General features: G+C 47.3%; 25 protein-coding genes and 4 tRNA genes. 18 read left to right on the top strand and 11 right to left on the bottom strand.

Annotated elements, in window-relative coordinates; all coding sequences use genetic code 11:
- Positions 1-31: 31 nt before the first annotated feature.
- Positions 32-2362 carry an aerobic respiration two-component sensor histidine kinase ArcB gene (gene arcB / locus FIU82_RS11420; protein WP_152441101.1) on the top strand — a complete coding sequence of 777 codons (2331 nt, stop codon included), beginning with the start codon at positions 32-34 and terminating at the stop codon, positions 2360-2362.
- Here the strand turns inward: arcB and arcA are convergent, their stop codons facing one another.
- The 3 genes from arcA to FIU82_RS11405 form a co-directional block, all read right to left on the bottom strand.
- Complete coding sequence (arcA, locus tag FIU82_RS11415; RefSeq protein ID WP_022944137.1) at positions 2363-3085, bottom strand: two-component system response regulator ArcA; 723 nt, start codon at positions 3083-3085, stop codon at positions 2363-2365. It lies immediately after the preceding gene.
- 107 nt (positions 3086-3192) lie between these two features.
- Positions 3193-3705: a YfiR family protein gene (locus FIU82_RS11410; protein ID WP_235419847.1), complete on the bottom strand. Its 513-nt coding sequence runs from the start codon at positions 3703-3705 to the stop codon at positions 3193-3195.
- Between the two features lies 1 nt (position 3706).
- Complete coding sequence (locus FIU82_RS11405; protein WP_022944135.1) at positions 3707-5326, bottom strand: ATP-binding protein; 1620 nt, start codon at positions 5324-5326, stop codon at positions 3707-3709.
- Between the two features lie 69 nt (positions 5327-5395).
- On the opposite strand from FIU82_RS11405, the gene FIU82_RS11400 reads away from it, so the two are divergent.
- A complete protein-coding gene (locus FIU82_RS11400; RefSeq protein WP_152441100.1) occupies positions 5396-5890 on the top strand; it encodes a DUF3293 domain-containing protein in 495 nt (164 codons plus the stop codon).
- Here the strand turns inward: FIU82_RS11400 and FIU82_RS11395 are convergent.
- Together FIU82_RS11395 and trmB are read right to left on the bottom strand one after the other, a co-directional pair.
- Entirely contained in the window at positions 5853-6899 is a 1047-nt protein-coding gene (locus FIU82_RS11395) for a methyltransferase (protein ID WP_138507770.1), read from the bottom strand. The two genes, FIU82_RS11400 and FIU82_RS11395, sit on opposite strands and share 38 nt — an antisense overlap.
- A gap of 1 nt (position 6900) precedes the next feature.
- A complete protein-coding gene (gene trmB / locus FIU82_RS11390; RefSeq protein ID WP_022944132.1) occupies positions 6901-7626 on the bottom strand; it encodes a tRNA (guanosine(46)-N7)-methyltransferase TrmB in 726 nt (241 codons plus the stop codon).
- Positions 7627-7735: 109 nt separating this feature from the next.
- Here trmB and mutY point away from each other — a divergent pair, with 109 nt between their 5' ends.
- The 6 genes from mutY (at position 7736) to FIU82_RS11360 (ending at position 9694) form a co-directional block, all read left to right on the top strand.
- Positions 7736-8833 (top strand): A/G-specific adenine glycosylase, encoded by a 1098-nt coding sequence (mutY, locus tag FIU82_RS11385; RefSeq protein WP_152441099.1) that lies wholly within the window; start codon positions 7736-7738, stop codon positions 8831-8833.
- Between the two features lie 56 nt (positions 8834-8889).
- The gene (locus FIU82_RS11380) at positions 8890-9162 is read left to right on the top strand and encodes an oxidative damage protection protein (protein WP_022944130.1); all 273 of its coding nucleotides are present in this window, start codon (positions 8890-8892) and stop codon (positions 9160-9162) included.
- Between the two features lie 117 nt (positions 9163-9279).
- Positions 9280-9355: transfer RNA gene (locus tag FIU82_RS11375), tRNA-Phe, on the top strand.
- A 57-nt stretch (positions 9356-9412) separates the two neighbouring features.
- Positions 9413-9488, top strand: a tRNA-Thr gene (locus FIU82_RS11370).
- Between the two features lie 7 nt (positions 9489-9495).
- A tRNA-Phe gene (locus FIU82_RS11365) sits at positions 9496-9571 on the top strand.
- A gap of 47 nt (positions 9572-9618) precedes the next feature.
- Positions 9619-9694: transfer RNA gene (locus FIU82_RS11360), tRNA-Phe, on the top strand.
- 233 nt (positions 9695-9927) lie between these two features.
- Here the strand turns inward: FIU82_RS11360 and FIU82_RS11355 are convergent.
- The 3 genes from FIU82_RS11355 to FIU82_RS11345 are packed head-to-tail and all read right to left on the bottom strand — an operon-like array spanning position 9928 to position 11772.
- Complete coding sequence (locus tag FIU82_RS11355; RefSeq protein ID WP_152441098.1) at positions 9928-10614, bottom strand: LrgB family protein; 687 nt, start codon at positions 10612-10614, stop codon at positions 9928-9930.
- Positions 10611-11003, bottom strand: coding sequence for a CidA/LrgA family protein (locus FIU82_RS11350; RefSeq protein WP_022944117.1), 393 nt, complete (start codon positions 11001-11003; stop codon positions 10611-10613). The genes FIU82_RS11355 and FIU82_RS11350 overlap by 4 nt, the downstream gene beginning before the upstream one ends.
- Positions 10975-11772 carry a crotonase/enoyl-CoA hydratase family protein gene (locus tag FIU82_RS11345; protein WP_152441097.1) on the bottom strand — a complete coding sequence of 266 codons (798 nt, stop codon included), beginning with the start codon at positions 11770-11772 and terminating at the stop codon, positions 10975-10977. Before FIU82_RS11345 ends, FIU82_RS11350 begins: the two co-directional genes overlap by 29 nt.
- A gap of 257 nt (positions 11773-12029) precedes the next feature.
- On the opposite strand from FIU82_RS11345, the gene FIU82_RS11340 reads away from it, so the two are divergent.
- The 5 genes from FIU82_RS11340 to FIU82_RS11320 all read left to right on the top strand — a co-directional run bounded on the left by FIU82_RS11340 (position 12030) and on the right by FIU82_RS11320 (position 18065).
- Entirely contained in the window at positions 12030-13205 is a 1176-nt protein-coding gene (locus tag FIU82_RS11340) for an efflux RND transporter periplasmic adaptor subunit (protein WP_022944115.1), read from the top strand.
- A gap of 11 nt (positions 13206-13216) precedes the next feature.
- Complete coding sequence (locus FIU82_RS11335; RefSeq protein WP_152441096.1) at positions 13217-16333, top strand: efflux RND transporter permease subunit; 3117 nt, start codon at positions 13217-13219, stop codon at positions 16331-16333.
- A 121-nt stretch (positions 16334-16454) separates the two neighbouring features.
- The gene (locus tag FIU82_RS11330) at positions 16455-16769 is read left to right on the top strand and encodes an HI1450 family dsDNA-mimic protein (RefSeq protein ID WP_022944113.1); all 315 of its coding nucleotides are present in this window, start codon (positions 16455-16457) and stop codon (positions 16767-16769) included.
- A gap of 9 nt (positions 16770-16778) precedes the next feature.
- Positions 16779-17591 (top strand): YdiY family protein, encoded by an 813-nt coding sequence (locus FIU82_RS11325; RefSeq protein ID WP_045978550.1) that lies wholly within the window; start codon positions 16779-16781, stop codon positions 17589-17591.
- Between the two features lie 33 nt (positions 17592-17624).
- Positions 17625-18065 carry a hypothetical protein gene (locus tag FIU82_RS11320; RefSeq protein WP_045978551.1) on the top strand — a complete coding sequence of 147 codons (441 nt, stop codon included), beginning with the start codon at positions 17625-17627 and terminating at the stop codon, positions 18063-18065.
- Between the two features lie 42 nt (positions 18066-18107).
- Here the strand turns inward: FIU82_RS11320 and FIU82_RS11315 are convergent, their stop codons facing one another.
- Together FIU82_RS11315 and FIU82_RS11310 are read right to left on the bottom strand one after the other, a co-directional pair.
- The gene (locus FIU82_RS11315; RefSeq protein ID WP_022944110.1) at positions 18108-18596 is read right to left on the bottom strand and encodes a peptidylprolyl isomerase; all 489 of its coding nucleotides are present in this window, start codon (positions 18594-18596) and stop codon (positions 18108-18110) included.
- A gap of 12 nt (positions 18597-18608) precedes the next feature.
- Positions 18609-19517, bottom strand: a complete 909-nt coding sequence (locus FIU82_RS11310) for a folate-binding protein YgfZ (RefSeq protein WP_045978552.1) — start codon at positions 19515-19517, stop codon at positions 18609-18611.
- Between the two features lie 145 nt (positions 19518-19662).
- On the opposite strand from FIU82_RS11310, the gene FIU82_RS11305 reads away from it, so the two are divergent.
- Positions 19663-19914, top strand: a complete 252-nt coding sequence (locus FIU82_RS11305) for a succinate dehydrogenase assembly factor 2 (protein WP_022944108.1) — start codon at positions 19663-19665, stop codon at positions 19912-19914.
- Complete coding sequence (locus tag FIU82_RS11300; RefSeq protein ID WP_152441095.1) at positions 19907-20332, top strand: protein YgfX; 426 nt, start codon at positions 19907-19909, stop codon at positions 20330-20332. The genes FIU82_RS11305 and FIU82_RS11300 overlap by 8 nt, the downstream gene beginning before the upstream one ends.
- On the opposite strand, the gene nadB is transcribed toward FIU82_RS11300, so the two are convergent.
- Complete coding sequence (nadB, locus tag FIU82_RS11295) at positions 20307-21923, bottom strand: L-aspartate oxidase (RefSeq protein ID WP_022944106.1); 1617 nt, start codon at positions 21921-21923, stop codon at positions 20307-20309. The two genes, FIU82_RS11300 and nadB, sit on opposite strands and share 26 nt — an antisense overlap.
- Positions 21924-22126: 203 nt before the next feature.
- Here nadB and rpoE point away from each other — a divergent pair, with 203 nt between their 5' ends.
- Genes rpoE through FIU82_RS11280 form a run of 3 tightly spaced genes read left to right on the top strand, consistent with a single transcriptional unit; the run spans position 22127 to position 24260 of the window.
- Entirely contained in the window at positions 22127-22708 is a 582-nt protein-coding gene (rpoE, locus tag FIU82_RS11290; RefSeq protein ID WP_022944105.1) for an RNA polymerase sigma factor RpoE, read from the top strand.
- Between the two features lies 1 nt (position 22709).
- Positions 22710-23312 carry a sigma-E factor negative regulatory protein gene (locus FIU82_RS11285; RefSeq protein ID WP_022944104.1) on the top strand — a complete coding sequence of 201 codons (603 nt, stop codon included), beginning with the start codon at positions 22710-22712 and terminating at the stop codon, positions 23310-23312.
- A 60-nt stretch (positions 23313-23372) separates the two neighbouring features.
- Entirely contained in the window at positions 23373-24260 is an 888-nt protein-coding gene (locus tag FIU82_RS11280; protein ID WP_231658110.1) for a MucB/RseB C-terminal domain-containing protein, read from the top strand.
- The last annotated feature ends 1 nt before the right edge of the window (position 24261 follow it).

The following is a 24261-nucleotide window of genomic DNA, read 5'->3' as shown; positions in this document are numbered from 1 at the left end:
TAAAGGGGTTTGTAGCAAAACCCCTGTTTTTATGTTTGACTCTTCCCTGAGCCCTTGGGTTCGTGTATTAACTAATCTCCTTGCCCGATTTGGGATCTGGTACGCAGCCGCTATTGTTTATGGTGTGTTTATCGTCGCGGCCCTGATCCTTGGCTCAATGTATTATTACGTTGCCACCGGTGAAGTGACCCTACTGGATGTACTCGCAGTGGTGTTCTTCACGGCCATTACCGCACCTGTGGTGATTATGGTGGTGTTGCAATCAGTGGCACAGCTGCAAGACTCGCAAAAGTTTTTGGAAACCGCCACGAAGCAAGAAAAGCTATTAAACCAGTCACTGAAAGATAATATTCGTCTACTCAATACTGAGATTGATGAGCGTAAAATGGCGCTCAACGCTAAGCATCGGGCTATTGAAGAGTTGCGTCGTGAGATAGCGGAGCGCAAGAAAACGCAGCTAGAGCTAGCTCAACAAGGCATGCTATTGCGCTCAATTGTCGACTCGTCCCCTGACTTATTCTATTACCGCGACCAACAGGGAGTATTTGCCGGCTGCAACAAAATGTTTGAAAAGGTGATGAACCGCAGTTCAGGCGACTTAATTGGCAAAACTGCTGAAGATATTTACCCACCGCAGTTGCTACCTGAGGTGTTACACACCGATCATCAAGTAGAAACGACGCATGAACCCATAACGCTAGACGTTCAGTACCCTGTAGAAGGAGAACCCCATTGGTTTGAAATGCGCAAGCTACCCTTTATTAATGACGACGGCGAATATATTGGTCTACTTGCTTTCGGCCGTGATATCACGAGCCGTAAGGAAGCTGAACAAGCGCTCGAGACTGCTTACAAAGACAAAGGTAAATTCATTGCTACTTTGTCTCATGAGTTGCGCACTCCTTTAAATGGTATTGTTGGCCTCACTCGTATGCTGCTTGATACTGAATTAACGAAACAACAACGCAGTTGGTGCAATACGGTCTTCTCAAGCGCTGAAACCTTAGGCAACATCTTTAACGACATTATCGATTTAGACAAGATTGACAGAGAGCAACTTGATATTGTCACCGAACCGGTCGGTGTTACAGATTTTATAAATGATGTGGTGAATTTTGGCTCTCTCATTGCTGAGCAAAAGTCACTGTCTTTCGATGTATCCCGTGAAGGCGACTTGGACGTTTACGCCGAAATAGACCCAACGCGTTTGCGTCAAGTGCTCTGGAACCTCATCAACAACGCGGTGAAGTTTACCAAACACGGCGGGGTGACCTTGGGCTGCCGTCGCCACGACACTGGCAAACAAGTGTGGCTTGAGCTCAGTGTTACAGATACAGGCATAGGTATTCCACAAGAGCAACTGCGGCATATTTTCGATATGTATTACAAAGCGCCGGATGCCAGCGGCGCCAATGCCATAGGTTCGGGGATCGGCCTTGCGGTTACTAAAGCCCTAGTTAAAGCAATGGGTGGGGATATTCAAGTCAGCTCGATGGCGGGTGAAGGAAGTAGCTTTAAAGTACATATTCCTCTTAAGCTGACGCAAGCTCCGCAATTAGAAACATATGATTGTGCCAGCCTAAATATTCTTCTGGTCGAGGATGTTCCTTTGAATGCCGAAATTGCGACCAATTTACTTGAGCAGCGGGGGCACGAGGTCATCTGGGCTGAGACCGGTGAGGATGCACTGTCTTTTGTGCAAACAGAGGATGATCTCGATTTAGTGTTACTCGATATGCAGTTGCCAGATATTAATGGCGATGTGGTAGCTCGTGAAATCCGCGCCGATGAGCACTTCGATAATCTACCTATTGTGGTGTTAACCGCAAACGTGCGCAGTGCTGAGGAAGAGCTACGGGGCATTAAAGTGCAAGGCTCACTCGCCAAGCCGATTAATACCAACAAACTCGATAAGATGCTAGCGACGCTCTTTGGTATTGGCAAAGACTGTGCACAGCAGGCAGCAGCCAAACAACTAGTCGGTGCTGCATCGCCGCAAGCACTGGATGTGGATGAGATACACCTAGATAGAGAGATTATCTCTGAATTCTTGGACTCCATGGGGGCGAAAGCCTTTGCCCGCAGCGTTGACTTGTTTGCAAAGTTGGCACCTGGGTATCAGCAACAAATGCAAGATAACCTTGTCAGTGATGTGGATGAGTACAAATCAGTCGCCCATAAATTGAAAGGAGCCGCAGGCTCAGTGGGACTCAAAGCGGTGCAGTTGCAGGCCAAGGAAATGGAGAATAATTGTCAGCAGGTTGAACAAGGACAGCGCCAGCAATGGTTAACGCAGTTAGATGGGCAAATAAAAGAAGGGCTCAAGGCCCTTCAGTCATTCTTATCTCAGTTAGCTCAGTAATTACGAGTTGCTGTCGATTTTTCCGATAAAGCGATAACCTTCACCATGGATGGTGCTGATCAGCTCAGGCGTGCTGGCGTCGCTTTCAAAGTGTTTACGGATACGACGAATAGTCACATCAACAGTACGGTCGTTAGCACGAAGCTCACGGCCAGTCATATGTTTAATCAGCTGCTCGCGGCTAAAGATACGACCTGGTGAGTCTAACATTAGACGTAATGCGCGATACTCACCTTTAGGTAGGCGCTTAGATTCACCCGCCGGAGACGTTAAGCAACGGCTGTTTTCGTCTAATTCCCAACCGTTAAAGTTAAGCACACCATCAGACTCAAGTGCAGGGTCATCTTTGCTGGCTGCTGTGCGAGAAATAAGGTTGCGGGCACGAATAGTTAATTCGCGTGGGTTAAATGGCTTAGTGATGTAATCGTCCGCACCAATTTCAAGACCTAAAATACGATCGACATCGTTGTCACGGCCGGTCAAGAAAATCAAACCAACATTGCGTTTTTGACGCAATTCACGGGCGAGGATCAAGCCATTTTTACCTGGTAAGTTGATATCCATAACAACCAGGTTAATTTCATCATTGGTGGTGAGCTTATCATGCATATCATCACCATCAATGGCTTCAACTACAGTGTAGCCTTCCGCTTCAAATAAGCTAACGAGGTTCAGGCGGGTTACGTCTTCATCCTCTACGATCAGAATGACTGGCGTTTGCATTGTTAATTAACCTTTTCGGAATATTTTATTTACAGAAAAACCGGAAAAACGAGAATTCCGCGAATACTTGCGATTATAGGAGTATATCTAAATGTTAACAAGTAAAATCAATTTGGATAAAACTTAGATACTGTCATCAGCCTGGCTTGTACTTTAAAGCTTACTTGCTCGAGCTGCTCCCTGTTGATATACAGTCGAATCTTCTTACCTTCCTGAATTAAGGCAGCCACACCGCCTTGCTCAAGGAACTCGAAATTACTGCCAACGGTGAATGTTGTTAAAGGCCGAGTTTTGATCCAAGGCGACAGTATATCATTCTCTATTTTTCCATCAAAGTATGTGATGTCACATTGCCGAGAAAGTTCATCATTTTGTGAACTTTTACTGAGTTCGGTTATGGCAATTGGTTGTCCACGTATCAATAAGTTCTGTTGTTGCGCAAGAAATGCACCAGGCCCTTTGCTTAAGCTAGTAAAACAATAGCGCACCGAATCAGACTGAACATGAGTAAAGTCGATAAACTTGGCTATTTGAAAAAGCAGCGCCGAGCGCACTTGATCGGGCGTTCCTGCTTGCGCAGATAGGCTGCACATCAAGGCGGCTAAACAGACTACACGCATACTACTGTACCCCACTTAATGGGATCTGAACTATGAAGTGACTGCCTTGTTTATGCTCAGGAGCAAGCAGCACCTTGCCGCCAAGTGCTTGAGTTACGAGGTTGTAGACTAGGTGTAAGCCTAAACCACTGCCGCCAGAGCCTCGCTTCGTGGTCACAAAAGGATCAAAGACCCTGGGCTTTAATGTTTCGCTGATGCCGCTACCATTGTCTCGGTAGTCAATCTGCAGCTGTCCGGAGTCGGTTTGTACATCAATATCTATACGTGGATCTGGGTGATCTTTGAAGGCATGGATAAGAGAGTTACTGATAAGCTGCTGCAGTATCTGTTGGATAGGCCCAGACTTTGATTGGATATGTAAATCTTCGGGGCAGTGCACGTTTATCTGCGGGCTAATGTCATCAAGGTCGGCACGCATACTAATCATGACCTCGCCAATGAGCGCGCTTAAATTAACGTCGGTGATGCTCTCACTATCTTGGGTCACAGCGACTTTTTTAAAGCTGGCGATAAGCTCGGCTGCGCGGTTAAGGTTGCGATAAATCAACGACAGATTTTCTTCACCATCTACCAAGAAGCGCCCTAGTTGTTGCGAGGTGAGTGTTTTTTCTTCAAATGAATGGCGAATATCACCGAGCTTGTCACGCATTAATGTCGATGCAGTTATCCCCAATCCCAAAGGGGTATTGACCTCGTGAGCGACACCCGCAACCATTTGCCCTAGTGACGCCATCTTTTCATTCTCAACAATTTGATTCTGATATTGGTGCATCCGCTCTAGCGTACTGAGTAGCTCTTGGTTAGCGTCGCGCAGGGCATCGGTGCGCAGGTTCACTTTTTCCTCAAGGCTCTGGTTTAGGGCTTCTATTTCTTTTTTATCTGTCTCATTACGCTCGATTTGTTTTTCTGTGCGCCGCAGCATGGTGTTGACACTTAGCGCCAGCTGATTGAGTTCTGCTATATTACTGCTCGGGGCGCGAACGGTGTAGTTACGGTTTTTGGCAACGTCTTGCAGTAACTGGCTCAATGTATCAATAGGGTTACCGATATGACGCTGGAAAATACGCGCTATAACATAGGCAACAACCAGCACCGCTACGCTCAACATAATATCGATAATTATTTTGCGGTGCAGGTAATTCTCAATACTCTCTAAACTGGCTCGAACATACACATAACCTATGGTGTTGTCTTGGTTGGTGATGGCTTTAATGATTTCTAAATGGCCATCTTCGACTTCTCCCTTACCGATACTCTCGAGACGTTTGGTTTTTACTGGCACTGGTGGCGTGCGAGGGGCGTTATAACTGGCAAAAAACTCAACTTCGTCATTGAATTCATCTATACGATAAATATGAATGTTTTTTATTGCCTCTACAGCCTGAAAGGCTTGTAGGCGCTGCTCTTCGGTTTTGCTGTCGTCAAAAAGAACCGTCACTTGAGCGTTAAAAGCGGTGAGCTCAGCAAAGGTTTCTACGCGCTCTTCCAGCTGTTCTCGCTGCTCTTGAATGTCAATGTAGGTAGAAATAGTAATAGACAAAATGAGCGACAATGACGCAACAGACATGACCGCGTAGATCAATGCCTTTCTTATACTAGTTGTTGAGCCTTGAATACTCATGAGTGTGCGCGGTTCACTAATAGCTGTGTTACAACATTAAACTAGTTTAGCAAATCATTGAATAGTCGAATGTTAAAATCAGAAAAATGCATAAATAAAAGCACTTTTGTCAGCATAGATAAGGACACCTTAGCGGCCTATGAAAATCCTTACTTCTGGTTTGCTCAAAAACCTAGTTATATCGCGTCTGGGTTTATTATAACCGCTTGGAATCCACAGGGACTGCGCCTTGGGCAAAGACAAAATCACTTACATACGCGGCGCTTGGCTAAACGGCTCGCAGGCTTTGACCCGCACTGGGGGTTTGGTGGCAACCAAGAGATGACCTATCGCGAGCGCAGCGCCTTAGTGCGAGCACCTCACAGTTATGGCAAGAAACTAATGAGGGAATTTAGCCAAAATGCTATCTACCTAATAAAAGGTGGGCGACTATCTTTGTATTTCTATAATGCTCAAGAAACATCGGTCAACGGGGATTGGCAGCGCCGTGTAAGCCATCTAAGGCAACTGCCACGGCGTAATTATGCTATTGGTTTTGATACACCGCAAAACGCTTTGTTTTAGCAATTGTTTGGTGAGTGTTAAATTGTTGCTGTAGTTGCTCTGGGTAGGCTAAGAAGCTATTAGCGACTAGAGTAAGCGCACCGCCTTTATTCAGGTGTACTTTCGCGCTGGCAAAAAAGCGAGCGGTGATATCATAATCGGTCTTTAGCCCGGTATGAAAGGGCGGGTTACTGACGATGATGTCAAAGCGCTCGTTGATATTGGTTAGGCCATCGCTGAGCACAATATTGCCGTGCAGGTCATTGGCGCGCAGGGTTTGCTCACTGGCATATGCGGCTAAGGCGTTTACATCCAAGGCACTGCCTTTAATGTGGGCAAAGCGCTTCAAGCAAAAGCTGATAATAACTCCGGCGCCGCAACCAAAATCAAGTAAGGATTGGGTGTTAGTTAAATCAGGTAAGTTATCCAGTAACAACGCCGTACCATCATCCAGTTGGCCATGGTTGAATACACCCGGTAGGCTAACTATATCACAGCTCACTTGTTCACCAGCTATGCTGCGAGTAAGACAAAAGCGCTTCTCGTAGCGGCTGATATCGAACTTGGGCAGCGGGGTGATATCGCTGTATTGGTATAATTGACAATGTTTGGCAGAGTCAACCTTATGGCCATGAGCGAGGCCTTTAAGCTGTTTATCAATGGATTTTACGCCGCCTTTTTTTTCCCCCACCACCAGTAACTGCGCATCATCATTAATACAAGCACGAATATTATCTAAGGTCATTAAAGCTTCGGCTTTGGCCTTAGGATAATAGTAAATTACCAAGTCGAAGCGGTGTTTAGGAAGCTCATGAGACACCAGAGTTTGGGCCTGATGTTGCTGGGCTTGGCGTTGTGCAAAGTCGCCATTCGCTTGGTTATAAGAGAATAAATGAATATCAGCTGTTGGGTTCAGCTCACGCAGTTCACTTGCAAACCCATCACAGTTAAAATTAACCACTAAAATGGTTTGCGCGACTAACAGCTCAGGGCTGCGCAGTAGGATCTGCGACGGGTTGCTCAATACCATATTATTTCACGCGCTCAAACATTAAATCCCAAACACCATGGCCAAGGCGATGGCCACGTTGCTCAAACTTAGTTAGTGGGCGAAAATCTGGGCGTGGTACATAGTCATTCGTGCTTGATTGGTTGCTAAAATGGCTATTGCCTTGCATGACTTCGAGCATGTGCTCAGCATAGTTTTGCCAATCTGTCGCCATATGAAAGACCCCGCCAATTTTTAGTTTGCTGCGCAGGTTTTCGACAAATTCAGGTTGCACAATGCGACGTTTGTGGTGACGTTTTTTATGCCATGGATCGGGGAAGAACAATTGCACTTTAGCTAGGCTTTCATCGCTGATACAGTCCGCTAACACTTCCACCGCATCGTGTTCAAAAACGCGCAAATTGGTAACGCCTTCGGCATCAGCGTCCATCAGGCAAGCACCTACTCCAGGGCGGTGAACTTCGATGCCGATAAAGTTTTGCTCTGGTGCGTTTTTAGCCATTTCTACGAGCGATTTACCCATACCAAAACCGATCTCAAGAACAACATCATTGTCATTGCCAAACACTTGGCTGAAATCAAGTAAGCCATTTTGGTGCTCAAGCCCCATTGTCGGCCAGCATTTCTCTAGTGCCGCTGCTTGACCTTTGGTCAGTCGGCCTTCGCGTTTTACGAAGCTGCGTACCTTACGGATATACTTTCCTTCGCGCTGTGCTTGCTCCAATGCTTGTTGCGTAGATTCACTCATGGTCTTGGCTGTCTCTGTAAAAATGGGTGCGTATTATCCCCAGTTGTAAGAGGAAGTACAAGTAAAGGGTATTGATATTTACCTGCACAATTATAGACTGAGCGCAAATATGTACAGGGGCGTTATAAAAGTAGTGGAAATAAGTAAAAGCACGCGTGATTGGTTTGCCACTCAAGTACTCGATTGGTACGACAAACATGGTCGCAAGACGCTGCCTTGGCAGCTAGAAAAAACACCCTATAAAGTTTGGGTATCAGAGATTATGCTGCAGCAAACGCAAGTTGCTACGGTGATCCCTTACTTTAACCGCTTTATGGCGCGTTTTGAGACTATCGAGGCGTTGGCTGAAGCGCCGCAAGATGAGGTTCTCCATTATTGGACCGGTTTAGGGTATTACGCTCGAGCACGTAATCTACATAAAACCGCACAGTTGATCTGTGAGCAGTACCAGGGTCAGTTTCCGCACACCTTGGAAGAAGTAATGGCTCTGCCTGGGATAGGGCGCTCTACTGCGGGTGCTATTTTAAGCCTATCGCGCGGCGAGCATCATGCGATTCTCGATGGCAACGTAAAGCGGGTATTAACGCGGTTTTTTATGATTGAGGGCTGGTATGGTGTCAAAAAAGTGGAAAATCAACTTTGGCATCTAAGCGAGCAATTAACACCAAAGCACGGCGTCACTCAGTTTAATCAGGCGATGATGGACTTGGGAGCAAGCCTGTGCTCACGTAGTAAATATGACTGTCAGCCCTGTCCACTCAATGATAAGTGCCAAGCGCGAATCAATGACAAAGTAAACGAGTTCCCACATTCAAAACCCAAAAAGCAAGTGCCGAAGAAGCATTGCGTAATGTTTATTCCCGTTTATGAAGGGCACACCTACATGGAAAAGCGTCCCGATCAAGGTATTTGGGGAGGACTACATTGCTTTATCGAGTTTGCGAGCCAGGATGGGGTTAAAGAGTTTATGGCAATCAATGGCATTAGCGGTAAAGAACATAGGTTAGAGCCATTTACCCATGTATTTTCACACTTTCAGTTAACTATAGAGCCTGTTGTTGTGCATTTGCACAAACCCATACAACAGCTTGCAGAGCGTGCAGTACTAACTTATCCACTAGTGCAGCAACCTGAGGTGGGGCTAGCAGCACCGACAAAGAAATTATTGAAACAGCTAAAGCAGCACCTTGCAGGTGCGAGTGTTTAAGCATTAGGTTACACTACAGAGCAATATGTATTAGATAATCGTAAATGAGGATAAACATGGCACGTACGGTATTTTGTCAGAAGCTGCAAAAAGAAGCTCCGGGACTTGCTTTTCAACTTTACCCTGGTGAAGTAGGCGAGAAGATCTTCAACAATATTTCTCAACAAGCATGGGATGAGTGGCAAAAGAAGCAGACCATGTTAATTAACGAAAAGCATCTAAATATGATGGATCCGGAGCATCGTACCTATTTAGAAGAGCAAATGGTTGGCTTTTTGTTTGAAGGTAAAGATGTAGAAATTGAAGGTTATAGACCACCTGAAAAGTAGCAACTTAGCCGGGATTTTCGCCAATAAATCTCGGTTTGCATGAAAACTGTGCAAACGGTTTGTTTATTTTAAAAAATGGTTGACTTGATACCCTAAAAACCGTTTAATACGCCGCACGCCCAGATAGCTCAGTCGGTAGAGCAGAGGATTGAAAATCCTCGTGTCGGTGGTTCGATTCCGCCTCTGGGCACCATTATTAAAGGTGTTTTTGACAATTCAGAAGCACGTGCTTTTGCACACAGTTTTGTGTGCCTGCTTAGCTCAGTTGGTAGAGCAACTGACTTGTAATCAGTAGGTCGCCAGTTCGACTCCGGCAGCAGGCACCATTCATTTGCCCAGATAGCTCAGTCGGTAGAGCAGAGGATTGAAAATCCTCGTGTCGGTGGTTCGATTCCGCCTCTGGGCACCATTATTAAAGGTGGCGCTCAATGGGCGCCATTTTTATGAAAAACTTTTGCCCAGATAGCTCAGTCGGTAGAGCAGAGGATTGAAAATCCTCGTGTCGGTGGTTCGATTCCGCCTCTGGGCACCATGATTTAAGAAACCCTGATCAGTAATGGTCGGGGTTTTTTTATTGCTTGGAGCATAATGCAAGGCGTAATCTCACGCTTATTAGCTCGGGTGGTTTTGACCAACCAGCCTCCTTCCTCATTAGCTTGCTTTGCTAACACCGTATTCGCTACTACATCAGTACCTGAATAACGTAAGAAAGCATTCAGGAGCCAAGAAGGTTTTGCAACCGGCCAGTATCAATGCCTCAGGTAGTCAAAGCACTAAGCTGGCAAGCCAAGGGTAGTAGATAGGCACTATGATAGGCGAGAGCAGTGCACTTAACGCCATGGCTGCCGAGGCGTAGGCGGCGCTGGTTTCATTGTCGGCAATAGCGGTGGCGGTGCCAATGGCATGGCAAGCACCGCCGAGGGCCACGCCCTGAGCTCCCTTATGCTTGATGCCAGTCAGCTTTAGCGTGTTGAAGCCAACAATAGCACCGACAATACCAATGAGAATGACCATGGATGCGGCAATGCTGCCAAGCCCGCCTAACTGCTCGGTGACAAGTAAGGTGATAGGGGTAGTGACTGCAAGGCTAGCAAGGGAGGCCTGCAATTGTTCGGGTACCCTAAGCAAAGAGGTGATCACAACGGCGGTGGTGGTGGCCGTGATTATTCCGGCAGCCACAGCGATAAACATCAATAAAAGCTGTCGCCTCAACTGGTGGATTTGCTTATAAAGTGGCACTGCTAAAGCAACGACGGCCAACTCCAAAAGATAATCGAAAATTTGCGTGTGAGCGCGATACTCGTTGATGTCGATGTGCCAGGCCGACAAGATAAATGCCGAGGCGGCAATAGTGAGCAAGATGGGATTACATAGTGGCGAGCGTACCTTGGTGTGCAGGGCTCGAAACGCTAAAAATAAGGCCACTGTCATAGGGATAGCCAAATACATCATTGCTCTTTACCCAAACGTTGCATTATCGTCCCGATGATAAACAGTCCAATCAGCGGGACGATTACTAAGCACAACAACAGTGGCAACCAATAGCGGGCGACCAATTCGACATGCTCTATAATGGCAGCGGCTGCGGGCACAAAAAACAGCGGCATATAATTAAGTAAGGGATGAGCACTGCTAGTAAGCCAATGCAGTTTAACAATGCCTAATTGCAAAGCTAAGAATAGCGCTAGCATGGCACTGAGTGGTGCTGGGAAGCTCACCGAGAAGTAGTCGCTGAGGGCATGGGCTGAGAATAGAAAAGCGCTAATTATAGCAGCACTCAACATGAATCTAGCGCTGTGTTTAATGATCTTTTTACCAGCGCCGACGCGGTTGGTACTCATCGAAGGAATCATCCTTGCGCGAAGCATTTTTAATAGCAATACGGGTATTTTTACACATCAGCAGTTTAATTTGCGAGAAAGTTTCCTTAGCCAATAGTCTACGATGGGGCTGTCGGTAAGCGCTCTGCGTTAACCGTTTGATTGCACTGATGGCATCCGGTGAACGCGCGCTAAAGGTGTCGATGATGTGTGCAGCTCGTTGCTGCAAATTGTTATCAACATAAGATACCAAGCCTAAATTGAGGGCTTGTTGCGCGGTAACAGGCTCTGCAGACATGGCAAGCTGTAAGTAGTTGTCGGCACTGAGGACTCCTGGAAGCACTAAGCTTGCACCCATATCGGGGCATAACCCCCAGCGTGACTCCATGATTGCTAAGCTAGCATCCTCACTGGCGATGCGAATATCAGCACCTAAGGCTATTTGCATCCCGCCACCCCAACATCGCCCTTGTAGTAGAGCAATTACCGGAATACTTAACGACTGCCACCCAAGCACCACACGTTGAGCGAGGTTTTGGTTGCCTGGCAGCGGTTTAAACAGCAATTTGCAGATATCGGTGGGTTTGCTGATCACACTTTTAACGTCTAGCCCAGTGCAAAAATCCGGCCCTTGTGCTTGAAGTATCACCGCTCGCAAATCACGCTGCTTCTTGATTTGTTTAATCACCCCATCAAGTTGTTTGAACATCTCAAAGTTCAGTGCATTACGTTTACTTTCATTGGCCAAGGTTACATAGGCGACTTGCTTAGCAGTGGTTAGTGTTATCATTATTATCTCCTCTGACCAGTATCAATTTACCTCAACATCTGATTGATGTCATGTTCCCGTTACTAGCACTTGATATACTCTGCTTGCGCAATGCACTGTACTCATTTTTAAATATCGGTATAACTTAAATACAGTGAGTTACAAAATAGTCTATATTTCTCAGGGAACTAGATTTATTTTATGTCAGTCTATTGAGCGCCTATCTGGCCATTGAAAACAACATTGCTAGCGACATAACGATTCTAAGGAGACACGCGATGCACTTATCCCCTTCGGGCCCAAAGTATTTCTATCATTCAGTTTTAGCTGGGCTCTGTTCGTTAGCCTTGGTGGGCTGCTCTGAACCGCAACAACAAAACCAGAGCATGCCAGCGCCGGCGGTGTCTGTTTATGAAGTGGCGATGCAAGAGGTTGGTAATTATCGCGAGTTTGTCGCTCGCACCGAGGCCTTTCAGGAGGCAGATATTCGTGCTCGAGTTGAGGGTGAACTCATTGAGCGGACTTTCCGTGAGGGCGCATATGTAGAAAAAGGCCAAACGTTATTTAAAATTGATGCATCGGAATACACCGCCAGTGTGAGTGAAATTGAAGCGTCCTTAAAAAGTAATCGTGCAGCGGCCTCTCGAGCTGAGCGAGATCTTAAGCGAGGGCGTGAAATTGCCAAAGATGGGTTTATTTCTGAGGCAGACTTAGACAAATTGCAAACGAACTTAGATCAAGCCCAAGCTGCTGTTAAGTCCAGTGAAGCGGCATTAGAAAAGGCCAAGCTGAACCTCAGTTACACCACTATCGACGCGCCATTTAGTGGCCGCATAGGTAAAGTGAGCTTTGATGTGGGCAATATCGTTAACCCACAATCCGGTGCCTTGGCACAACTAACAGATATCGACCCCATTTATGTTAGTTTTCAAGTAGAGGAATCCGATTACATCAGTTATCAACAGTCGCATCAGCAAACTAATAATAGCCCCGAAGATGTCCCTTTAGATTTAAGCCTGCGCTTACCCAATGATACTGACTTTGAACAGTCGGGTACGCTGGATTTTGCCGACACTAAAATTGACCGTAGCACGGGGACGGTTGAGTTACGTGCCAAATTTGATAACCCCAATGGCATTGTAATGCCGGGCTTGTTTGTGACCTTAGTGGTTGAGAGTCAAGACAAGCAGTCGCAAGCCTTGGTGCCCCAAGCAGCAGTGCAGGAAAATCAACAAGGCAAATTTGTCTTGGTTGTCAAAGATGACAATACAGTGGCGCAGCGCTTGGTGGATTTGGGTCGACGCATCGATGCGATGTGGGTGGTTAAATCAGGTATTGAGCAAGGCGAGCGGGTTATTGTCGAAGGCCTACAAAAAGTGCGCTCAGGGGTGGAAGTAAATCCTGTTGTTAAACAAGTCGACGCCAAAACCGGCACCATCAGTGACCAACAATAAGCGAGTCGAGGATGATCAGTAAAACTTTTATATCCAGGCCCAAACTGGCGCTGGTGATCTCCATTGTTATTACATTGGCTGGGCTTATCTCTTTGACCCAGCTGCCTGTCAATATGTATCCGCAAATCACGCCGCCGCAGGTATCGGTGACTGCGATTTACCCTGGCGCCAGCGCACAAACCATTGAAGAGACAGTTATTCGTCCCATTGAAGAGCAAATTAATGGCGTCGAAGACATGATGTACATCGAGTCCACATCCAGTAACAATGGCTCGGCAACCATCACCGTTTACTTTAATGTCGGTACGGACACCGATATGGCCCAAGTGAATGTGCAAAACAGGGTGGCGTTGGCAGAACCTAGTTTGCCTCAGGAAGTACGCCGTCAGGGAGTAACGGTTAAGAAAAAATCTAGCAACATGTTGATGGGCATAAGTTTGTACTCAGAAGACCCCAACATGGATGCTATGTTCTTAAGTAACTACGCCACTAATTATCTTACTGAGCCACTCGGGCGTATCCCTGGGGTTGCCTCTGCCGAGGTGATGGGTGAGAAAACCTATTCCATGCGTATTTGGTTACGGCCAGATAAAATGGCCTCCCTAGGAGTAACAGTTGCGGAAGTGAAGGCTGCACTGGAGGAGCAAAACACCTTGGTTGCCGCCGGTAAGCTGGGCGCTGCTCCGGCGCTACCCAATCAACAATTCGAATATGCGATTCAAGCTCAGGGGCGGCTTGTCTCTGCCGATGAGTTCGGTCAAACCATTGTGCGTGCTAATATGGACGGTAATTTTGTGCGTCTTAAAGACATCGCGCGCATAGAGCGGGGCTCAAAAAGCTATTCAGGTAGTGCTACATTCAATCAAAAAGACACCGGTTTTATTGTTATTTATCAGCTCACCGACGCCAATGCCACGGCGGTTGCTGAGCAAGTTAAAAAACGTATGGCGGAACTGTCTAAGCAGTTTCCTGATGGCCTTGAATACAAAGTGCCTTATGACACCACTGAGTTTATTAATCGCTCCATTGATGAGGTGGTTGTAACTCTTTATCAAGCGGTGGCATTGGTCATCTTGGTGGTGTTTCTATTTTTGCAAAATTGGCGTGCCACCTTGGTACCAACTGTGGCGATCCCGGTATCGCTCATTGGTACTTTTGCGGCGATGATGGCGATGGGCTACTCCATTAACCTGATTACGTTATTTGGTTTAGTACTGGCGATCGGCATTGTCGTGGATGATGCCATCATCGTGATAGAAAACGTTGAGCGCATACTCAGAGAAGATAAGCTGCCCATTAAGGAAGCAGTGACCAAAGCCATGGAGCAGGTGAGCGGGCCCATTGTGGCCACAACGTTGGTGCTATTAGCGGTGTTTGTACCCGTAGGCTTTATGCCAGGGATCACCGGAGAGTTATACAAGCAATTTTCTGTCACCATTAGCTTTGCTGTACTGATTTCATCAATCAATGCCCTGACACTGAGCCCGGCGCTCTGTAGTTTGTTGTTGTCAGCTGAAAAAATGAAGCCAATAAAATGGTTACGACCTTTTGAAAACGCCATAACCCGCTCCACGAAGAGTTACACCGGTGTGGTTGGATTTATGCTCAAACGAGCAGGGCGGATAGGTATTGTTGTGGTGGCGCTATTTGTTGCCACCGGTTGGTTTGCTACTAATGTACCTACCGGATTTGTGCCCCCAGAAGATCAAGGCTTTGTCTTTGTTGATGTGCAGTTGCCAGATGCCGCCGCGATTAATCGTACCGATGCTGTGGTAAAGAAAATCAGCGATGTGATCATGCAAGACCCAGCCACCGAAGATTTTATTGGCGTCTCCGGGTTCTCTTTACTTGGCGGTGCTGGCTCAAACAACGCGTTGGGCATTATGGTGCTCAAAGACTGGGAGCAGCGAACGGCTCCAGATATGGGCTTAAAACAGATTATTACCCGTATCCAAGGGCAGTTATGGGCCATGCCAGATGCCCAGATTATGGTGTTTAACGCGCCGCCTATCCCAGGGTTGGGGAATAGCTCGGGGTTTGAGTATCGATTATTAGACTCCGAAGGTAGAGATCCAGCCGAGCTAGCACAAGTTATGAATGGTTTGATATACGATGCCAACCAACGCCCTGAACTGCAAAATGTATTTAGTACATTCCGCGCCAATGTGCCGCAATACTTTTTAGAGGTCGATCGCAATAAAGCGAAAGCACAAGGGATCACCTTGAGCAATATTTTCTTAACCCTGCAAGCGCAGTTAGGCTCGCTCTATGTGAACGACTTTAATCAGTTTAGCCGCACTTATCAGGTCACCATTCAAGCTGAGGCTCAGTTCCGTGCTGAACCTGCTGATTTGCAGCATTACTATGTACGCAATAGTGAGGGGGATATGGTCCCTCTGACGACCATAGCCACACTGAAGCCTATTCTTGGCCCCACCAGTATGAACCACTTCAATTTATATAGAAGTACCAGTATCACCGGCAGTGCTGCACCTGGTTATTCCAGTGGGGATGCCATTGCGGTCATGAAGGAGCTCTCCGCACAGCTGCCTAATGGGTATATTTTTGATTGGGCAGGGCAAACACGACAAGAAATTTTAGCGGGCGACCTCGCGCCGGTACTCTTCTCACTGGCGGTTCTCTTTGTGTTCTTGTTCTTGGTCGCGCAATACGAGAGTTGGACGATTCCGTTTGCGGTCATAGCCGCTGTACCCTTGGCTATTTTTGGGGCCATGGCTACCTTGTTTACGGTGGGAATGACGAACAATATCTACGCCCAAGTCGGCTTTGTACTGCTAATAGGTATGTCGACTAAGACAGCTATCTTGATTGTTGAGTTTGCTATGGAGCAACGCAAGGCGGGGCAGAGTATCTTTGATGCCGCGCAGATAGCCGCATCGCAGCGTTTCAGAGCGGTCTTAATGACGGCCTTGTCTTTCGTCCTAGGTGTGTTACCGCTGGTGTTGGCCAGTGGCGCAGGGGCGGCAAGTCGAGTGTCTTTAGGTGTCACAGTGATGTCAGGCATGATTGCCGCAACTGTGTTTGGTACCTTGTTTGTGCCCCTATTTTACACCTATATTCAGCATATGCGCGAGGGTGTTAAGAGGCGACTCGGTATTAATAGCTAAAGTATAAAGCAGTGCACTAAGAGCCGGGAATTTCCCGGCTTTTTATTGGTCGCGAGACAATGCACATTCTTATCAAGTTTTGTTATTATCGCCAGAAATAAGCATCAACGGGATCAGCACCATGTCAGGGCCGCGCCTATTCACTGAACAAGAAATAACTCATCATGCCTATGAAGTATTCTTGGAGCTTGCACCTGAGCACTTGTCCGAGCAGGATATCAACGATTTTAACGAGCATCGTGAGGCTCTGGGGTTTATAGAGGAAAGTGCGCCAAGTGAGCAATGGCAAGGGATTGTGGCGATGGAAATCGAGCCGGAGTTTTACAGCGAAGTGAGCATCGGGCTCGAGCTGGAGAATGAAGACTTGGTATTCGCACGGGTATTGATCAGCCGTGATAAAGATGCGCCATTTTGTCACGTTATTTGGAAAGAGTAAGCACTAACTATGCGTTTTATCGCTCTATTAATTGCTTGTTGGAGTGTAAGTTGTTGGGCCGTTGACCCATTTGAAGACTTTCATGAATACGGACAGTTGACGGATGCAGAAATCCACGAAATTCACCAAGGTGAAATGTTTTACGGCGATGCCGAGTTTGGCTTTATCGTGACTCGAGGTAACACCGATTCAACGAGCTTTAAGCTACGTAGCAATATTTACCAAGATTTCACCCATTGGCGCAATCAGTTCAAATTTGACTCTTTATACCGTCGTGATGTTGATGCTGAAACCGGCGAAGAAACTATTTCGGCGCAACGATTTTTTGGCTCTGCACAAACGAACTACAAAGTAGGCGAAAAAAACGCCTCGTTGTTCTTTTACGCCGATTACGAGGAAGATGAATTCAGTGGTTTGGAGTACAAAGCCACAGTGGCAACCGGCTATGGTAATCGTCTCTACAAAGGGGTGAAAAACACCGTGGACTTTGACATCGGCCCAGGCCTATATCGCTCTGAGGGCAAACCCGCTGAAGAAGGTGAAGAGCCGACTGAAAGTGAAACCGGGTATTTATTGCGCTTAGCTTTACAGTGGGAGCGCACGGTCTCTAAACGTACTCGTTTTAATCAGTTTATCAGTGCTGAGCAGTCACTCTCAGGGCTGAATTCGCGGCTAAAATCAGAAACTTCTTTGATTAGCCAAATTATGGGGCAGTTATCACTTAAATTTGCTTATTTATATCGTTATAACTCCAAACCGGAAGAAGATAAGCGCAATTTTGACTCAGAATTAAGCGCCACTTTCGTCTATAGTTTCAATTAATGTTAGCGCTGCGCTGACACAAAAAGGAATAGTATGTATCAACATAAGCAAACTGCTTGGGCCATTCTCATTATTTTATTGTGGGTGGGTGGCTTTTTGGGATTAGCCTTTTACCTGATGGAAGGGGATGGTCCGATGATGCTGTTTGCGGCCATTTTAGTGATACTGGCATTTTTATTTCATGGCTTAACAGTGCGTGTAGATGAACAGGGCGTGGAATGGTTCTTTGGCCCCGGTATCGCTAAAAAGCGACTCGCATTTGATGAGATTAAATCGGTTGCTGTTGTCAGTAACTCGTTTCGTCATGGGGTGGGCATTCGCATTACTCATGATGGCTGGGTATACAATGCCAGTGGTTTTGCTGCTGTAGCCATCGAGCTGCATGACGGCACATTTTATCGCGTTGGCAGTAATGACGCTGATAATCTGGCTAAGCACATTAGTGCTCACTTACCGGCTCAGGAACAAAGCTAAAAAAAGGCGCTTAAGCGCCTTTTTTTAAAGAGTCACAGACAACTATTCGTGGTCGTGATCACATCCCCCTTCGCCGTGAACATGGCCATGGGCTAATTCATCAGCGGTGGCATCGCGTACATCTACAATTTCCACGTCAAATTTTAGGTGGACACCTGCAAGTGGGTGGTTACCGTCAACGATCACATCTTCACCTTGAATATCGACGATAATAACTGTTTGCTCACCGTCATCAGTGGTGGCGCGGAACTGCATGCCTACTTCAATATCCATACCATCGAACATTGATTTAGGTACAGCCTGCATCAATTGCTCATGACGCTCACCATAGCCATCTTCCGGCGCGATTTCGACACTCAGGGTATCACCTGCTTGTTTACCAATTAGCGCATTCTCTAAGCCCGGGATCAAAAAGCCAGTGCCAACGATAAAGACTAATGGCTCACCATCAAAGGTATTGTCGATGGTGTTATCGGCTTTGTCGACTACGCTGTAGTGCATAGTTACGACTTTCTTCTCGGCTATATTCATAACGTTTCCCAATTATTCTTCAGTGAGTGAGTAAGGGAGTGGCTCAATACTGAACATCACCTCAGGTGCGTGTTTTGCACGAAGTTGACTGTCGAGTTCAAGATCGTTTGGCAACACTGCCAAGCCATAAAGTCTGCCTTGATCAACCGCTTGTGCTATCAAGGTGCCACCGCGACGCCAATTGTCACCGACCTGACGTTCTAAATCCACTGGCTGTACTTGACCCTCTGTGAGCGGTGGCGCTAGTTTGCTGTCTGCTTGCGCAGAGAGTACGAACATCGCGCGTTTGTTTTTACCTAGGTACTTCATGCGCGCGACAGTCTCTTGACCAGTGTAGCAGCCTTTACTAAAGCTGATGCCGCCAAGCGCATGTAAATTAACCATTTGCGGGACGTATTCATCAATTGCGGCAGCACATAAGCTGGGCTCTGCGGCCTTAATTTGCGCGCACAAAAAAGCCTCGCTTGAGTGCGCGGGTGCTAAGGTGTCGGCATCGGCTACAACAAGGTAACGGTCATCGGCAAGAGTGAGCACCAACCCTTCAGGTAGGCTAGTCGCGGGATTATCAAGGTTGACTCCTAAGTGCGCACCTAGAGCTTGTTTGTCACCTAACACGCCAGATACCTGTTGCGTCATAGAGGTGATTTCAACTTGGCTAAATACCGCATATTTCTTTAGCTCTCGCAGCGCTGCTTCGGCTTCATCGGCGCTACAAATTAATAAATAGCCTTGCTGATAAGCTGCGATGCGAAAGCAGGCCCATAGCTTTCCTTTTGCGCTGCATTGCCCTGCCCACAGCCAAGTGTTTGGCTCAACAAGGTTGATATCTTGTGTGAGTTGTCCTTGCAGGTAAGATTTAGCATCAACACCACTAACGTAGATCGCAACATAATCTGTTGCGTAAACAGTAAATGCAGACATACACGACTCCTTAGGTACGCAAGCTAATGACAAGCGCAAGTGTATCGTAAGCGTCGCAGTGATGACACCCGATAGACGCAAAATAGCTGTGAGTAGCAACAGTTTTTGCTAAACTGCGGCGCAGTAAACCATAAAGAGGTAAACCATGGCGAAGTTAGACAGTAAAGCACGCTTACGTTGGGCGTGTCGCAGAGGCATGCTTGAGCTTGATGTGTTGTTTATGCCCTTTGTTGAAGAGGCGTACGACTCCCTTAATGATGATGACAAGGCGACGTTTCAACGTTTGTTGGCGGCTGATGATCCCGATTTATTTGCTTGGTTTATGGGTCATGAGCAATGTGAAGACGCAGAACTTGCGCGTATGGTTAAAATCATTCTAGACCGCGTACGTGTATAGAGGTGTATTTTCTGCCAATACGGCGAATCACCGGCCATTGTTGGGGCTAGTCGGGCTTATCTACATAATACTCGTGTTTAGTCAGCCGCAATGGTTATGGGCTTTGCTATGTGCAATTGTGCTCATGATCGCGAGTTGGCATGGCTGGCGGGTATATAAGCGTTGCTGGCCGCGCTATGGCATTATTACTATTGATAATCAGCAAGTAGAATTACATGGCCAAGGCATTGAGCTCAGTGGCAAGCTATTAAAGGGAACTAAGGTATTCAATGGCCTAGTATGGCTGCATTTGCAAAGTACCTACACCGGCGCCAAGCGGCACGTGTTTATAGCGGATAAGGCGATGGTGCCCGAGCAGTTTCGTGACTTCGCTCGGGCTGTTAACGAAAACCTTAACGACCCAGTGTCGCAGGATTAAGCTCGGTGATATGGCTGTGTGGTAAACGTTCTGGGTAGTCCAAGGTGTAGTGTAGGCCTCGGCTTTCTTTGCGCGCTAAGGCACTGTGGATAATAAGCTCGGCAACTTGGACGAGGTTACGTAGCTCCAATAAGTTATTGCATACCCGGAAATTCGCATAATACTCATGGATCTCTTGTTGCAATAACTCTACTCGACGTAGTGCACGCTCAAGGCGTTTGGTCGAGCGCACAATGCCGACGTAATCCCACATAAATAGCCTGAGCTCATGCCAGTTATGGGTAATGACGACCTCTTCATCGGAGTTAGTCACCCGGCTTTCGTCCCAATCGGGCAGGGTGCTAGGCTCTGCGGGTAACCCCAATTTTGCGACAATGTCTTTGGCTGCAGCTTGGGCAAAGACAATACACTCCAACAACGAGTTGCTAGCCATGCGATTCGCTCCATGCAGACCCGTGTAGGCGACCTCGCCAATGGCATAGAGGTTGTCCAAGTCGGTTTTGCCGTTAAAGTCGGTCATCACGCCGCCACAGGTGTAGTGCGCTGCAGGGACTACCGGAATGGGTTCTTTGGTGATATCGATTCCCACACTTAGGCACTTGGCGTAAATGGTGGGGAAGTGCTCGATGATAAATTCTTTATCACGATGGGAGATGTCTAAATAGACGCAATCAGCCCCTAAACGCTTCATTTCAAAATCAATGGCTCTGGCTACGACATCGCGAGGGGCTAGCTCGGCGCGCTCGTCAAACTCCGGCATAAAGCGTGTACCATCTGGGCGCAATAAATAAGCTCCCTCACCGCGCATTGCCTCGGTAATTAAAAAGTTCTGTAATTTTGGATGATACAAGCTTGTGGGATGAAACTGGTTAAACTCCATGTTAGCCACTCGGCAGCCTGCTCGCCACGCCATGGCAATGCCATCGCCACTGGCAACATCAGGGTTCGAGGTATACAAATACACCTTACTGGCGCCGCCGGTGGCCAAAGCAATAAAGCGAGCGCTGAGAATTTCTACTTGCTCTTTGGCACGGTTATAAACATACACGCCATGACAATGTTTGCCGTCGCGGCCAAGTTTGGCGTCGGTAATAAGGTCGATGGCGTTGTAATTCTCTAACAAGGTAATATTAGGGTGTGCTTGCACCCGCTCAATCAGCGTTGTTTGCACTGCTTTACCAGTGGCATCGGCGGCGTGCAGAATACGGCGATGGCTGTGTCCGCCTTCACGAGTTAAATGGTAACGCTCATGACCTTTGTCATCGGTTTCCATATCAAAAGGGACACCTTGCTCTATTAGCCAGCGCATGCAAGCCTTCGCATTCGATGCTGTGTAGTGCACAGCCTCACGATCGCACAGCCCAGCACCCGCTTCTAAGGTGTCTTCAACGTGCGACTCAATGCTGTCGTTTTGCTTGTCGAAAACGGCAGCAATACCGCCTTGGGCGTATAAAGTCGACCCTTCTCGCAGTGCACCTTTACTAATAACCGTAACTTGGCAATGGTTGGCAAGTGACAAGGCCAGTGATAAACCAGCGGCACCGCTACCTATGACGGTAACGTCGCTGTGATGTTGTTTGTTTGGGTTCATGTTATAATGTGGCTTGAGGTTTTTATACCTACGTGGCTCTATATGTATCATATTTACGGGTGTCACACGACTTTAGTTGCTTGCCAATGCAAAAATATTTGCCCAAGCGCGAACTTTTTCATTTTACTCAGGTCAGACACAGTGTATTTGGTAGCAAAGATGCAGCAAGAAAAGCACGACAACGCAGAGGAGTACCGGCTCGAATGAGCGAGCAGGATTTGGATTTAGCGCTGGTAAGAAAGGTTCAACAAGGAGATAAAAATGCTTATAACCTGTTGGTCACCAAATATCAGAACAAGGTTGCAGGATTGATTTCTCGTTACGTTGCCAATCAAGGTGATGTTGCAGATGTAGCTCAGGAGGCGTTTATTAAAGCCTACCGGGCCCTGCCTAACTTTCGGGGCGACAGTGCGTTTTATACTTGGTTATACCGTATCGCGGTGAACTGTGCGAAAAATTACTTAGTAGCACAGGGTCGTCGGCCGCCTGCGAATGATGTAGATGCAGATGAAGCAGAGTTTTACGAGGGCGCTGATTTATTGCGCTCAAATTCAACGCCCGAGAATTTGCTTCTGAGTGACGAAGTCAGAGACGTTATTTTTGCAACCATAGATAAGCTACCAGAAGATTTAAAAACGGCCATCACTCTGCGGGAGCTAGAGGGGATGAGCTACGAGGAAATCGCTGCGGTGATGGATTGCCCTGTGGGTACGGTACGTTCGCGTATATTTCGTGCCCGAGAAGCGATAGATAATAAGTTAACTCCGTTAATAGGTGAGTCTTAATATGACTAAAGCAAAGTGTAGTGAGCAGGATAAGGCGTTTGTCTCTGCTTTGGTTGACAACGAAGTGTCTTTGGACGATGTCCAAACTGACGATATTGATTCGCAAACCTTAGCCCGCTACAGCCTGATTGGCGACGCGATGCGCTCAGAGACCGCGCCTTCAATTCAATTAGATATTGCCGCTTCGGTTGCTAAGCAATTAGAAAACGAACCTGTCCATGCTGAATTCGGCCAACAACAAGCACAACAACAGCCAGCCGCATCACAGCAAAGCGCTCAGGTTATTTCTGGTGGATGGTGGCGTGGTATCGCCCAAACAGCGATTGCCGCAAGTGTTGCTGTGGTTGCTGTAGTGGGTGTGCAACAATATGGCACTTCTGGTTCAGAGCAAAGCGACTTGCCACCTTTGCAATCGCAGCCATTTTTAGGTTCCGCATCGCCGGTAAGTTATTCTTCGGAGCCGGCGCTTGATAATGCCGAGCGTGGTTTAAGAGATTTGCAAAAGCAGCGTATTGGTGCGCTTGTTATGGAGCACCAGCGACAAACCCGTGAAGCGGCGCGCATCGCTGCTAACGACGAGTCACAAAGCAAAAAGGACCAGTAACAAGTAATGAAGTACCTGTATGTTGCGCTTTTTAGTCTGTGGCTGACTCCTGCGTTGGCCATGTCCGAGATGACCGCTAAACAGTGGTTGGATAACATGGCTACGGCCGTTAAGCAGCGCAACTTTGTTGCTTCTTTCGTGGTCGTCAAAGACCGTGCCATGGAGCCTTATCGTTGGAGCCATGGTATTTATCAAGAGCAGGAGTTAGAGCTTCTTACGCTGTTAAATGGTGCCGGCTTGGAAATGGTGCGAGTTGATGATCAGGTCACCTATTACGAGCCGCAAAATCAGCCATATTCAATCGCTACTAATACCATCGCTGGGCCTATTCCCGAAGTCTTATTTAGCGATATTGATAAGTTGCAAAGCAACTACCGCTTTGTGCTTGGAAATAAAGGACGTATCGCTGGGCGACCGGCACAGCAAATTCGCATCGAAGCGAAAGACCAAGATAAGTACAATTACTGGTTGTGGCTGGATACTGAAACTTCGTTATTGCTCAAATCCGCTTATGTGAATCACAGTGGTGAGTTGCTAGAGCAGTTACAGTTAAGCCATATCAGTGTGACCGAGCAACCCGCTCCGGAGCTGGTGGAAATCAGTCAACGTGAATTTCCCACGCCGCTGCCGAAACTAGATGGGCAAAGTGGTGAAAGCAGCTGGAGTATCGGGTGGCTGCCGCAAGGGTTTGAACTGCTTAAAGCCGACCGCCATAAACTGAACATGAATAATGAGCTGGCCGATTACTACCTTTATTCTGACGGCTTAGTTGATGTCTCGGTGTTTGTGCAGCGGCCTCTAGCTAGTCAGCGTCCCAGCGGTGCACTGACCTCGGGAGCAACTACCGTGTATATTCATAATGCCGGAGCATACGATGTTTCGGTGATAGGAAATATCCCGACGGCAACCGCGAAAAACATTGCCGAATCCGTCCAGCGTCCTCTGTAGA

Source organism: Pseudoalteromonas sp. THAF3 (genome assembly GCF_009363775.1).
Lineage (GTDB): Bacteria > Pseudomonadota > Gammaproteobacteria > Enterobacterales > Alteromonadaceae > Pseudoalteromonas > Pseudoalteromonas ruthenica.
The sequence above is the reverse complement of the archived record's forward strand: the minus strand, read 5'-3'. Positions and strand labels throughout refer to the sequence as shown.